9 protein-coding genes and 1 riboswitch are annotated in these 13,402 nt (G+C 59.8%); of the genes, 3 read left to right on the forward strand and 6 right to left on the reverse strand.

Annotated elements, in window-relative coordinates; genetic code table 11:
- Window positions 1-85: 85 nt before the first annotated feature.
- The 5 genes from LOY55_RS25440 to LOY55_RS25460 form a co-directional block, all read right to left on the reverse strand.
- On the reverse strand, window positions 86-2,824 hold the full coding sequence (locus LOY55_RS25440) for a LuxR C-terminal-related transcriptional regulator (protein ID WP_109787843.1): 2,739 nt from the start codon (window positions 2,822-2,824) through the stop codon (window positions 86-88).
- A 374-nt stretch (window positions 2,825-3,198) separates the two neighbouring features.
- Window positions 3,199-4,563 (reverse strand): DUF1329 domain-containing protein, encoded by a 1,365-nt coding sequence (locus LOY55_RS25445; protein WP_109787842.1) that lies wholly within the window; start codon window positions 4,561-4,563, stop codon window positions 3,199-3,201.
- A 28-nt stretch (window positions 4,564-4,591) separates the two neighbouring features.
- Window positions 4,592-6,478 carry a DUF1302 domain-containing protein gene (locus LOY55_RS25450; RefSeq protein WP_109787841.1) on the reverse strand — a complete coding sequence of 629 codons (1,887 nt, stop codon included), beginning with the start codon at window positions 6,476-6,478 and terminating at the stop codon, window positions 4,592-4,594.
- 335 nt (window positions 6,479-6,813) lie between these two features.
- On the reverse strand, window positions 6,814-8,496 hold the full coding sequence (locus LOY55_RS25455; protein ID WP_109787840.1) for a fatty acid--CoA ligase: 1,683 nt from the start codon (window positions 8,494-8,496) through the stop codon (window positions 6,814-6,816).
- A gap of 162 nt (window positions 8,497-8,658) precedes the next feature.
- Window positions 8,659-9,288 carry a LysE family translocator gene (locus LOY55_RS25460; RefSeq protein ID WP_109787839.1) on the reverse strand — a complete coding sequence of 210 codons (630 nt, stop codon included), beginning with the start codon at window positions 9,286-9,288 and terminating at the stop codon, window positions 8,659-8,661.
- 315 nt (window positions 9,289-9,603) lie between these two features.
- Between LOY55_RS25460 and LOY55_RS25465 the strand changes: the two genes are divergently transcribed.
- From LOY55_RS25465 to LOY55_RS25475, 3 genes are all read left to right on the forward strand, one after another.
- A complete protein-coding gene (locus tag LOY55_RS25465) occupies window positions 9,604-10,569 on the forward strand; it encodes a 2-hydroxyacid dehydrogenase (RefSeq protein WP_223523472.1) in 966 nt (321 codons plus the stop codon).
- A gap of 33 nt (window positions 10,570-10,602) precedes the next feature.
- Window positions 10,603-11,601: a class I SAM-dependent methyltransferase gene (locus LOY55_RS25470; protein WP_109787837.1), complete on the forward strand. Its 999-nt coding sequence runs from the start codon at window positions 10,603-10,605 to the stop codon at window positions 11,599-11,601.
- Between the two features lie 41 nt (window positions 11,602-11,642).
- Window positions 11,643-11,765: riboswitch (yybP-ykoY riboswitch) on the forward strand.
- Between the two features lie 93 nt (window positions 11,766-11,858).
- On the forward strand, window positions 11,859-12,440 hold the full coding sequence (locus tag LOY55_RS25475) for a TMEM165/GDT1 family protein (RefSeq protein ID WP_046030240.1): 582 nt from the start codon (window positions 11,859-11,861) through the stop codon (window positions 12,438-12,440).
- A 122-nt stretch (window positions 12,441-12,562) separates the two neighbouring features.
- On the opposite strand, the gene LOY55_RS25480 is transcribed toward LOY55_RS25475, so the two are convergent.
- The gene (locus LOY55_RS25480) at window positions 12,563-13,378 is read right to left on the reverse strand and encodes a M48 family metallopeptidase (RefSeq protein ID WP_223523473.1); all 816 of its coding nucleotides are present in this window, start codon (window positions 13,376-13,378) and stop codon (window positions 12,563-12,565) included.
- Window positions 13,379-13,402: the final 24 nt, after the last annotated feature.

A 13,402-nucleotide genomic window follows, 5' to 3' on the forward strand; every position in this document is an offset into this window, starting at 1 on the left:
CCCGACCTGTCGAACAGGTCGGGGATACAAACAAAAACGCCCCGACTTGATCGGGGCGTTTTTGTTTCAAGTGCACTGTTTTCGGCTAAACCAACACGCCTAACGCCTTCGCCCGTGCCACCGCCTGCGTACGCCGTTCCACCCCAAGCTTGCTGTTGATATGACTCGCATGGGTTTTAACCGTGTGCAGCGAAATGAACAGCTGGTCGCTGATTTGTTGATTCGAACACCCTTGGGCAATCAGTTGAAGAACCGCCAATTCACGCGCGCTGAGCTGCTCTGCCCCCGAACACGACTCCACTGTCGGACGAAGGGCCACCGACGGCAGTTTTTCTGCAAGTTGCTGCGAAACATCCGTCGGAGCACTCAATTGCAGTTGCCCACGCAGCCAGCACGGATGTTCAGCCAGCAACCCGTCGAACGGTTGCAAGGCGCCACCGGTCGCCGCTTCCAGCGCCTGGGCCAGTGCCTTGCGGGCCTCGGGTTCGCGCCCGCTGGCCAAAAACAAGGTGACTTTTTGAGTCAGTGCCAAGGTGCAGAGCATTTGTCGGCCAGATTGCTGCCCATGCTCGAGCAATGCATTCAACCGCCCTTCGGCGATCATCAATTGCCCTTGAATGACGTCCAGCAAGGCTTGCTGTAACTCGATATGCAGCGGCAACTGTGGATGGAATTCCGGTGGCGCTGCGGCGTGCTCACCGGTGTAGGTCTGCCCCAGGCGCGCCAGCCAGGCTTCGGCCAGATCGGTGCGCCCCTGGGCCAGCCATAGTTCACATTTGACCAGGGTAATCATTGCCAGATAGTAAATCGGTGGCACGTCCCAGATGTGCATCAGGCGCTCGGCCTCGGCCAGTTCGGCGAAGGCGTTGGCGAACTCGCCGCTGCTGCCCTCAAGCCGGGCGATCACACAATGGCCGATGAGCACGCTGATATCGCGACAGGCACGCGCTTCACTCAGACCCGCTTGCAAGCGCGACCGTGCGGCTTGCGGTTGCATGCGCAAGGCCAGCAAGAGCCCTTCGTATAACGTCAGCCGTGCACGTACCGCGTAAAGTCGTTGTGGGGATAACCCTTGCAGGCGTTGCAGCCCCTGACGGACCTCTTGCAACGAGCGCAGGATTTCCCCGCGTGCCTGCAACACACGGGCGCGATCGTAATGGGCCAGTGCTTCAAACAACGGGTTGCCGACCCTTTGTGCCAATTCCAGCGACTCTCGATTCAAACTGCGCGCGCGCCACAAATCGCCGTCGGCAATGGCCAGGTTGGACAGGGTCGAGAGGCACATCAAGCGTTGTCCGTAGCGCTTGGCCGGCAGGCTCTGCAGCGCTTCGGTGCAATAGAGCAGCGTCAGTTCGCGATTGCCACGCCCCCGGGCGATGATGCCGCTCAGGGCCAGCCACTGCGCCAGCATCGACTTCTGCGCAGTGGCCGAAGGGGCCGGCAGGAAGCGACTCAAGTGAGCCGCCAGTTCCTGCGCCGCGTCCAGCTGACAGGCCATCCCCAACGCCCAACTGTAGAGCACGATGAGCCTGGGCGTGCTGATCAACAAGCTATCGGGCAAGTCCATTTTCCAGCGCAACAGCATGCCGACGTTTTGCTCGGCCAGCAGTTGTTCCTCCGAGAGGTTTTGCACCAGGTTCGCGGCAACGTCCAGATGCCCGGCACGCAACGCCTGCTCCACAGCCTCGTCGAGCAGACCCTGGGCATTGAACCAGCGACACGCGCGTAAATGCAGACTGGCGACCGGCACTATCGTCTGAGCGGTAGGCCGAGTGCGCAGCAAGTCAGAAAACAGGTGGTGATAGCGATACCAGTGGCCGTGCTCGTCCAGCGGCACCAGAAACACTTGGTGTGCCTGAAGGAATCGCAGAATTTCGGCGCTGTCATGGGCTTCGCGTACCGCGTCGCAGAGCTCGCTGCAAAAACGTTCCTGAGGCGCGGTGTCATAAAGAAACTGCTGCACTTCAGCCGGCAGACAATCGATGACCTCTTCAAGCAGGTAATCACGAATCAGCCCTTCCCCACCGTGCAGCGACTGTGGCAATGCGCTGTCAGTCCCCGCCTCGGAGGCTGCCAGCAACCAGAATCGCAGGCCCGCGACCCAGCCTTCGCTACGCTGGATCAGACTTTCCAAGGCCTCGCCACGCAATGAGCTGCTGTGGCGATCAAGCAACGTGAGCGCTTCCTCATGGGTCAGTCGAAGGTCTTGCTCATGCAGCTCGAGCAGTTGGCGCGACAGGCGCAAGCGCGCCAGGTGCCAGTCCGGACGCTGTCGACTGGTGACCATGACCAGCAGGCCATCGGGCAAGTGATTGAGGAAAAACTGCAGGCAACGATCGAGTACCGGACCTTGCGCCAGATGATAGTCATCGAGCACCAGCAGCAAAGGCGTACTGGGCGACAGGTGGAAGGCCAGCTCATCAAGCAATCCATCCAGCCATTCTTCAAAGGCGAACGGCTGATGACGCTGGCGCATTTTCAGTAGACCCAACGCCTGACAGCCCAATGTCGGAAAGTAGTCCTGAAGCCCTTCGAGCAACCGCTCAAGGAATCGCCCCGGATCACTGTCTCGAGGGCTCAACCCCAGCCACAGACTTCGCCAATGCTCCGGCAGCGCCTGACAGAACTCTACCGCCAATGAACTCTTGCCGAAGCCGGCAGGTGCGCTGACCAGCAACAGCCTGCCACCGAGACCGGCACTCAGGCGCTCGCACAAACGAGGCCGCAGCACATGGCCGTCAGGCAATGGGGGCCGAAAAAAGCGTCCGTCCAATGTCGCGATGGAAACGCTTGATGGGCCCGGGGATGAGGACAGATCAGTCATGGCCGGCTCTTGTTTGAATTACGGGTGGCGGCGTTGCAGATGTCCGCAGACTAGCGGTAAACGGATAGGGAATGAAGGTAATTGCTACAAATGGCTACAAAAAGTCTACAAGCAAATATGTCGATCAATCCGGCAACCACACTGCCCCGTAGCAGCGGCCGAGCCTGCGAGGCTGCGTCCGGCTGCGCAGCAGTCGTGAAATCAATCGTTGCGACTCTCCAGAACTACCTTGTACTCAGGTTTACGACTGCTGCGCAGCCGGACGCAGCCTCGCAGGCTCGGCAGCTGCTACACAGGGCTTTATGAACGTCAAAAAAAAACGCCCCGAACCAGTCGGGGCGTTTTTTGAGGATGCGGCCTCTGATCAGTACAGGTTAGCGAACCCCGTCCTGACGCAGTGCAGCAGGTGTGAAGTCGCTGGTGGTAGCGGTGAAGCCGAAGTCATACGCCGACTTCTCTTCGTTCTTCATGCCCAGCGCCAGGTAGCGACCCGATTGCAGGTCGTACAGGGCTTCCAGGGTGTACCACGGCACTTGCACGTTGTAATACTGCTGGGAGTGAGCTTCCGCCACACGCCACAGCTGATTGCGACCGTCATAGTGATCGATCACAGCGGCTTGCCAGGTATCTTCGTCGATGTAGAAGTCACGTTTGGCGTAGATGTGACGCTGGCCTTCCTTCAAAGTAGCGACCACATGCCAGACCCGACGCAACTCGTAACGCGACAGGTCCTGGTTGATGTGACCGGCCTTGATGATGTCGTCGTACTTCAGGCTCGGCGAGTCGAGTTTGTAGCTGTCGGAGGCGATGTACATCTCTTTTTTGCCTTCGAGCTTCCAGTCGTAGCGATCCGGCGCACCGTTGAACATGTCCAGGTTGTCGGAGGTACGCAGGCCATCCGCCGCGGTACCCGGCCCGTCATAGGACACTTGTGGTGCACGACGCACACGACGCTGACCGGCGTTGTAGACCCACGCCGAACGCGGTTCCTTCACCTGATCGAGGGTTTCGTGCACCAGCAGCACACCACCCGCCAGACGTGCCGGCGCGGTCACTTTCTGCTTGAAGTAGAACAGGATGTTGCCCGGGTTTTTCGGGTCGTAGTCCTTCATTTTGTCGCGGAACACGAACTGATCCTGGAAGTACACCAGGCTGTACGAGCCGTTCGGCTGTGGCGTGGCCTGGGTCACCAGACGGGTCACACTGCCGCCGCGATAGCGGGTGATGTGGTTCCAGATGACTTCCACACCGCTTTTCGGAATCGGGAACGGCACAGCGGTTTCGAAGTTTTCCAGACCGTTGCCACCGGACACCAGGGTGGTAGTGGTGGCGTTCTTCTTGATGGCGGCGAACACGTCATCCGGCACGGTGGAACCACGATGGGACGGATAAACCGGCATCTTGTAGGTGTCCGGGTAGCGCTTGAACATCGCGTACTGGCCCGGGGCAAGCTTTTCCTTGTACTGGTCGACGTTCTGCGCCGTGATGGTGAACAGCGGTTTTTCACTGGCGAACGGGTCGGACAGGAAACCTTTGCTGTCGACGGTGCCGGCGTTTTTCGGCATTGGTTTCCAGGCCGGGATCGAACCGTCGGCATTACCCGCCATCTCGGCCCCCATCGGGGTCAGGCTCTTGCCCAGTTTGTCGGCTTCGGCCGCAGGGACCGCCGCCATCACGCTCGTCGCCAGCAGCGAAAGCCCCAGAACACCAGCATGGAACAGACTCTTTGTTATTTTCATATGTGTGTTCGTCCTGAAAAAACAGTGCTTAGAAGTTCACGCCGACGCTGAGCGCAACAAAGTCGCGGTCATCTACAGTGGTGTACTTGCCGTCGAAGAAGTTGGTGTAAGCCAGGCTCGCGGTGTAGGTGTTCTGGTACTCGGCATCGACACCCAGGCTCACCGCTTTACGACCTTCCTCAAAGTTGCCGCCAGGACCTGGCGAGTAACCGTCTACGTCGTGGGACCAGGCCACGTTAGGCTTGAGGTTCACACCGGCGAACACGTCGTTGTATTCCCAGATCGCACGACCGCGGTAGCCCCACGAAGTCGCCGTGGTGAAGCCATCGCTGTTGCAGTTGCGGCTGCGGTTGTTGGTGGCGGTGCCCGGACCGGCGCCGTTGATGGTGCTGGTGTTGAGTGCCACGCACGTATTGACTGCGCCAGTGGCTGGCAACATGCCCGGACCATAGACCGGATCGCGGCCATAACGGACGTCGTCGGTACTTTCCAGGCCGCCGACGTGCGTCACGCCCACTTCACCGACCAGGGTCAGACGGCTGGCGCCCATGACCTGATCAAAGAAGTGCGTCAGGGTGGTCTGGAACTGGGTGACTTCTTTACGGTTGTACCCGTGCAGATCTTGACCCGGAGCCGCAGAGAGCAACGAAGCGTTACCCAGTGCGCCGCCCAAAGGACGTACACCGGCGAACAGGATGTCAGTGGAGTTCAACTGCACCGGCGCGTTTGGACGGTAGCTGAGTTCACCTTGCCACGCGGTACCGGTAGGCAGGGTGGTGGAGAAGCTCAAGCCATAAAGGCGAATGTCTTCAGGGTATTCGATGAAGTACTTCGAGTTACCGGCCACCAGCAACGGGGCGAGTGCGGCGAATGGGCCTGGCAGTGCAGCCGCCGTGTTGTAGACCGACTGAGGTGCACCGGTGGCGCTGAAGATCGGCGCACGGCTGTGGTAGTTCATGAAGTAGGCGCCGAACTCGGTGTCCAGCGGGTCGAACATGTACTTGAAGGATGCGCCCCACTGGCCGCTGTCCCGTGCGTCGCGGTCGCCGCCGCGCTGAACCAGTACACCTTCCTCGTCGACGTTGACACCGTTGGCAGCCAACGGGCCCAACGCAATGGCTGGAATCTGCGAACGTTTGTTCAGCACGCGCAGATTGTTGTCGCAACCGTCGGCCACGATGTCTGGCTGAGAGAAGAACGTGCCGCAGTTATCGACGACGGTCTGGTCCCATTCCAGTTGGTAGAAGGCTTCAGCCGACAGGTTCTCGGTCAAGCTCTGCGACACGTAGAACATGTTGACCGGGATCAGGCCTTCCTTGATCTCGGCGCCTGGACGACGGAACGCGGACACGTCAATCGGGTTGATCGAGTTGATGCCGCCGCCGATGAAGGTACTTTCACCCCAGCTCACCACCTGCTTGCCCAAACGCACGGAGCCCGGCTGATCGGCAATGGAGTAGTTGTGATAGACGAAGGCGTCGAGGATTTGGCCGCCGGAAGATTTGGCGCCCTCCTTGCGACCGTCGTTTTCGACGTTCTTGAATTCCAGGTCTTCGTCTTGCAGCGCGAAGTCGTACCAGTATTTGCCCCGGACAAACACGCCGGTATCGCCGTATTTCAATTCGAGGTCATGGATGCCCTTGAAGATCTTCGAGAACGCTTGCCCGCTCTTGAAGTTCAAGTGACCGTCATCGGAGGTCTGTGACAGGCCGTGCCCGCCGTTATTCACGCCAATCAGATTCTTGTTCGGCTGTTGGGTCGAGACACTCATACCCAGGGAGAGCGACGAATCGAACTGACCTTCGATTTCACCAACGTTGAAACTGACGCCGAATGCAGGCCCGGCGAGCGTAGAGGCGAGACTGACCGCCAGAGGCAATTTCGCCCGGCGCCAGAACGTGTTTACTGATGTCATCGACGCTACTCCATGTGCATTATTGTTATGGCAGTGAGTACTTCTAAAAACGTTGTGGGTGACGGGGAGCCAAGGCGTCCCGAAGTCACTCCAAAATTGAATCGCCCCGTTTGTACGTGAGCTCCGTTCTTAAAAATCCTTGAGCGGACTATAGCCAGCAGGTAGTAGAGCTTGATCCCTCTAAAGTGTGATTTGCAGCTGCCAGCCACTCTGGAACAGTCCTTTGCCAGTCCGACACCTGTCGGCACGGCAAGGATGGCTGAAAATCCGGATTACACAAGCCAAGCGCTTGCTTGGTGGGCCTGGCGTGCCCTTTCGGGCACACCGGGAAACGCTTAAAGCGTCGAGAGGAAGGCGCTGTTATTGGCCTGCCATTCAGTGATGTCGAGGCGGATGCGCTTCTTGTCGAGCTTGCCGACACTGGTCTTGGGAATTTCAGTAACAAGGGCGATCTGGCTCGGGATCGCCCACTTGCTCAGGTGCCCCAACTCCACGAATGGCTTGAGGTGTTCCTTGAGTTCCCGGGCCCCAATCTCATACCCCTCGCGGATCACCAGCAGCGCAAACGGCCGCTCGCCCCACTGCGGATCGGCGATGCCCACCACTGCTACTTCACGTACCGCCTCGTGACGACTGATCAAGTCTTCAAGGTCCAGCGACGAGATCCACTCGCCACCGGTCTTGATCACATCTTTGATGCGATCACGAATGTCGATCACGCCCATGCTGTCCAGCGTCGCCACGTCGCCGGTATGCAGCCAGCCCCCGGCCCACAGCTCGGCGCCCTTCTGCGGCTCGTTGAAGTAACCCTCGGTCAGCCATGGCGCACGCAGCACGAGTTCGCCCTGGGTTTCGCCATCGGCGGGCAGGAAATTGCCGTCGGTGTCGACGATCGCCGCCTCGACCAATGGCCCCGGCACGCCGGCCTTGATGCGATAGGTGGTGCGTTCGTCTTCGCTACCCGCCATCAACTCATCGTTGAGGTGAGCACACGACACCAGTGGCCCGGTTTCCGACATGCCGTAAGCGGCCGTCAACTGAATGCCCTTGGCCTTGGCCGCGTCGTACAGGGTGCGATTCAGTGCGCTGCCGCCGATGACAATTTTCCAGCCGCCGAAGTCCGTGCCTTGCGCCGCTTTGGCATTGAGGACCATTTGCAGAATGGTCGGCACGCAGTGGGAAAAGGTGACCTTCTCCTTTCGCCACAGCTCCACCAGGTATTCCGGATCGTAACGGCCCGGATAAACCTGCTTGAGCCCGAGCATGGTCGCCACATACGGCAAGCCCCAGGCATGCACATGGAACATCGGGGTGATCGGCATGTACACGTCGTTGGTGCCCAACAGGCGCACGCTGTCGATGGCGCCCATGATCGTCGAGACGCCCATGGTGTGCAGCACCAGTTGCCGATGGGTGAAATACACACCTTTGGGATTACCGGTGGTACCGGTGGTGTAGAACGTGGTGGCGACCGAGTTTTCGTCGAAGTCCTGGAAGTCGTACTGCGTACTGGCCGCTGCCAGCAATTGCTCGTACTCGCCGACCAGGTTGGGCAGGTCGGCGGTCTTTTCCGGCAGGTCGGTGAGCAGCAGGGTTTTCTCGACCGTGGTCAGGTGCCCGGCAATCGCCTGGTACAGCCCCACGAACTCGCTGTTGACCAGCACAAAGCGGTCCTCGGCATGGTTCATGGTGTAGAGGATTTGTTCCGGCGACAGGCGCACGTTGATCGTGTGGATCACCGCGCCGATCATCGGGATGGCGAACATGCATTCCAGGTATCGATGGCTGTCCCAATCCATCACCGCCACGGTATCCCCGGCCTTGACGCCGGCTGCCGTCAACACGTTGGCCAGCCGCGCAACCCGCTCGATCAGGGTCGGATAGCTGTAGCGCAACTGGTCGCGGTAGATGATCTCGCGGGTTTTCTCATAACGAGCGCCGGACATCAGCAGCCGCTTGATCAGCAGCGGATACTGGTAAGCGCCTTCGGCTGGGGGGATAACGCGAGTCTGCAACATAAGAATCCCTTTTCTGACTGCACGGTGTTGGCTGAATGTTAAGCACTCTAGTGCCCTTCCATGACAGCCAAATCAGCCAAAGGAATGATTTGCAGAGCCGATCAAATGCTAGCTTTACGCCAGCATTTGTGGGAGTTCGATGTCAGTAACGCGCCGGCGCGATCAATGCATCTCGGTGAAAGCGAGCTTCACGCCGATGGCAATCAGCACCACGCCCATGGTCCGGTCGAACCAGTGGCCCATGCGGGCGAAGCCGGCGCGCACACGCTGCTGGCTGAACAGGCGCGCCACCAGGCAGAACCACAACGCAGTCGCCGCCGCCAGATAAACCCCGTAACCGGCTTGCACCGCCAGTGGCGTGTGCGGGTTGATGACGACCGTGAACAGCGACAGGAAGAACAACGTGGCTTTGGGGTTCAGACCGTTGGTCACGAAACCGGACGTGAAGGCGCCACGTGCGGTGCGTTCGCCGGCCTCCTTGTGCAGATTGTCATCGACCGCTTTGGCCGGTTGCGCACGCAGGGCCTTGTAGCCGATGTACAACAAGTACGCGGCAGCGGCCCATTTCAGCGCGTTGAACAGCACGATCGACTGGGACACGATCAGACCGATGCCGAGCAACGAATAGCCGACGTGGAGGAAAATCGCCGTACCGACACCCAGCGCCGTCCAGGTGCCGGCGCGACGACCATGGGTCACGCTCTCACGCACCACCACGGCAAAGTCCGGGCCGGGACTGGCCACGGCCAACAAGTGAATCAGGGCAACGGTCAAAAACTCTGTCCAGTACATCGGGGCTCCTTTGGGGGCAGATCGGTCGAAATGAAAAATCCAGGCTGACAACATCCCTGTAGCAGCTGGCGAAGCCTGCGTTCGGCTGCGCAGCAGTCGTGAAATCAGGCACCGCGCTCTTACAGGAAGTCCGCATGCTCTGTGTTTACGACTGCTGCGCAGCCGAACGCAGGCTTCGCCAGCTGCTACAGGGATGTCGGTGCTTCATCGCATAGCGCGTCAACTTAGCTACTTTTGTGCAATGGGTAACCATTTGTTTCATCTGGTAGGCTCGGCAGATTACGCCTTCAGTTCAATGCACAAAAGGTACAGTTGATGACGAACTCTCGCCGCGCCGTTTTCCTCGACCACCCGTCCCTGGACCTCGGCGACCTCGACCTCGGCCCGCTGCAGGCCTGTTTCGACGAGTTGCAACTGTTCGCACAGACCACGCCGGATCAAGTGATCGAACGTATAAAGGGCGCCACCGTCGCCATCACCAACAAGATCCTGATCGATGCCGCCGCCATCGCTGCCAGCCCCCAGCTCAAGCTGATCCTGATCACGGCCACCGGCACCAACAATGTCGACCTCGCCGCCGCCCGCGCCCATGGCGTTACTGTTTGCAACTGCCAGGGTTACGGCACGCCATCGGTGGCACAGCACACGATCATGCTGCTGCTCAACCTGGCGACACGCCTGGCTGACTACCAAAAAGCCGTGGGTGAAGGCCGCTGGCAGCAAGCGAAACAGTTCTGCCTGCTCGATTACCCGATCGTCGAACTGGAAGGCAAAACCCTCGGCTTGCTTGGTCATGGCGAACTCGGTAGCGCAGTCGCGCGGCTGGCCGAAGCGTTCGGCATGCGTGTGCTGCTCGGCCAGATTCCCGGCCGCCCTGCCCGTCCGGATCGACTGCCGTTAAATGAGTTGCTGCCGCAGATCGATGCGCTGACCCTGCATTGCCCGCTCAACGAACACACCCGCCATTTCATCGGCGCCCGCGAACTGGCCTCGATGAAACCCAGTGCCTTCGTGGTCAATACCGCGCGCGGTGGCTTGATCGATGAGCAGGCGCTGGCCGATGCGCTGCGCAAGGGTCATCTGGGCGGCGCCGCCACCGATGTGCTGAGTGTCGAGCCCCCGACGGCGGGCAATCCCTTGCTGGCCGATGACATCCCGCGATTGATCGTCACCCCGCATAACGCCTGGGGCAGTCGCGAGGCGCGGCAGCGAATCGTCGGGCAGTTGAGCGAAAACGCGCAGGCCTACTTCAGCGGTACAGCGCTGCGGGTCGTCAGTTGATAAACTGCCGCACTTTTTTTCAAGGAGCAGAGTATGGATCCGCGCAGTGAAGTACTGCTTCGTCAGGCCGAATTATTCCAGGGCTCGGTGTTACTCGCCGGTTTGCCCGCCGATGACCTGCTGGGCCGCTTGCCCGATGCCCACGGCTGGTGCTGGCACGCCGGCGATCAAGCCGCGCTGGACGCACGTTTCGCCGAGCGCAGCCATTTTGGTGTAGACGCCCCCGAGCGTGAGTTCGCAACCGCCGTGGTGTTCTTGCCCAAGTCCAAGGACCTGACCGACTACATCCTCAACGCCCTCGCCTCGCGCCTGGCCGGTCGCGAATTGTACCTGGTGGGCGAAAAACGCAGCGGCATCGAAGGGGCAGCCAAACAACTGAATCCGTTCGGCAAGCCGCGCAAGCTCGACAGCGCCCGTCATTGCCAGCTCTGGCTGGTCACGGTGGCCAATGCGCCAGAAGCCAAATCGCTGGAAAGCCTGGCCGAGACCTACGAATTGCCACTGGCTGAGGGGCCATTGAAAGTCATCAGTTTGCCGGGGGTTTTCAGTCACGGCCGACTGGATCGTGGCAGCGCGTTGCTGCTGGAACACCTGGACAAGCTACCGAGCGGCCACTTGCTGGACTTCGGTTGCGGCGCGGGCGTACTGGGTGCCGCGGTTAAGCGTCGTTATCCGCACAATCAGGTGACGTTGCTCGACGTCGATGCCTTTGCCGCTGCCAGTAGTCGCCTGACCCTGGCGGCCAACGGTCTGGAAGCTGACGTCATTACCGGTGACGGTATCGACGCCGCGCCCATGGGTTTGAGTGCGATTCTGAGCAATCCGCCGTTCCATGTCGGCGTTCACACCGACTACTACGCCACCGAGAACTTGCTGCGAAAAGCAGCCAAACATCTGAAAAACGGCGGCGAACTTCGCCTGGTCGCCAACAGCTTCCTGAAGTACCAACCGCTGATCGAAGAGCACCTCGGCGTGTGCGCCATCAAGGCTGAGGGCCAGGGGTTTCGAATCTATCGGGCCAAACGCGGCTGATAAATAAGTGCTTGCCTAACGGATTTTGCCTAGGCAGAATCCGCTCCGTCCTAGGGGAGTAGTCTCCCACGAGCGCCATGCTCGTCCGGCATACGTCAACATACTTGGTCCTCAGACCATGGCGTATGCGACCCAAGCGTCCGCATCAGACGGATCGCAGGGTTTGACAAGACCTATGACACGAACACCTTACCCGGGGCGGGAAGGCTGTACGTGTCATAGCCGTGTCGACCCGCCCCTTAGGAAAAACCCTGATGATGCTGGATTCACTTCTCGTTCCTACCGCAATCGTTGCCTTGGCCGAAATCGGCGACAAGACGCAACTGCTCGCGCTCATTCTCGCTGCCCGCTTTCGCAAGCCTTGGCCCATCATCGCCGGCATCGTCGCCGCGACCCTGGCCAACCACGCAGCCGCCGGTGCGGTAGGTGCCTGGTTCGGCAGCTTCTTCTCGAATGCGACGCTGCACTGGATCCTGGCCGCCAGCTTCACCGCCACCGCCCTGTGGACCCTGGTACCGGACAAGATGGACGACGACGTCAGCACCGCACGCAAGTTCGGGCCGTTCCTGACCACATTGATCGCCTTCTTCCTGGCGGAAATGGGTGACAAGACCCAAGTCGCTACCGTGATGCTGGCGGCGCAATACCCGGATTTGTGGCTGGTCATCATCGGCACCACCGCCGGCATGCTGATTGCCAACGTACCGGTGGTACTGGCGGGTAACTTTGCCGCAGACAAGCTGCCGTTGACCCTGATCCGTCGCCTGGCGGCGTCGGCATTCCTTATCTTGGCGATTGTGGCGGTGTACAAGGCGATGCAGAGCAGCGGTTGGGTTTGATGCGTTAAGACGGTAGACCGCGTTATCGTTCATCGCGGGCAAGCCCGCTCCCACATTTGACCGAGTTCCAATGCAGGAGCGAGCCTGCTCGCGATGAGGCCCTCACCGGCGATACAAAAACATCAGGATTTGCGCGCGTTCTCGTACAACGGCATCACCTTCGGAATCGCCGCCTGCAACGCGGCGGTGCGGCTGCTGGAAGAAGGGTGAGTGCTGAGGAACTCGGGTGGCGCACCTTCGTCAGCCTTGCTCATCTTTTCCCACAGGGTGATCGCCGCATTCGGGTTGTAGCCCGCACGCGCCGCAAGCTCCAGGCCAATCAGGTCTGCTTCGTTTTCATTGGTGCGACTGTTGGGCAAGGTCATCAACAGGTTCACGCCGTTATTCCCTGCCTCGACCATCAAGGCGGGTGCACCCGCCGCTATCGCCAATTGCTGCGCGAGACTCACGCCATAGGCTTTGGATAACGCTTCACGGCCATGCTCGCGCAAGGCGTGGGCGATTTCATGCCCCATCACCGCAGCCAGTTCGTCGTCGGTCAGTTGCAGTTTGTCGATCAGACCGGTGTACACAATGATCTTCCCGCCAGGACCGCAGTTGGCGTTCATATCCTCACTCTTGATCAGATTGACCTCCCACTGCCATTGCGCGGCATCCGGGCGAAACGTTGGCGCCTGGGCGATGAGACGATCGGCAATCACCTGAACACGCGTGGCTTCAGTACTGGTCTTGTCGAGGACGTTTTTGTTGCTCGCTTCCCCCAGGGTCTGCTTGTAATCCTGCGCGTAGGACTGATTGACCTGTGCGCTCGACAATAATGTGGTCATGTGTTGCTGGCGAACGACGCCGACTTCACCCGCACTGGTCGTGTTGACGGTCTCGCAGCCGTTAAGCAGCAACGCTGAACCCAACACGCACGCAACCAGAGACTTGTTCATCACGGCACTCCTTCAAATCCGCCG

It is taken from the genome of Pseudomonas sp. B21-040 (assembly GCF_024748695.1).
GTDB lineage: Bacteria > Pseudomonadota > Gammaproteobacteria > Pseudomonadales > Pseudomonadaceae > Aquipseudomonas.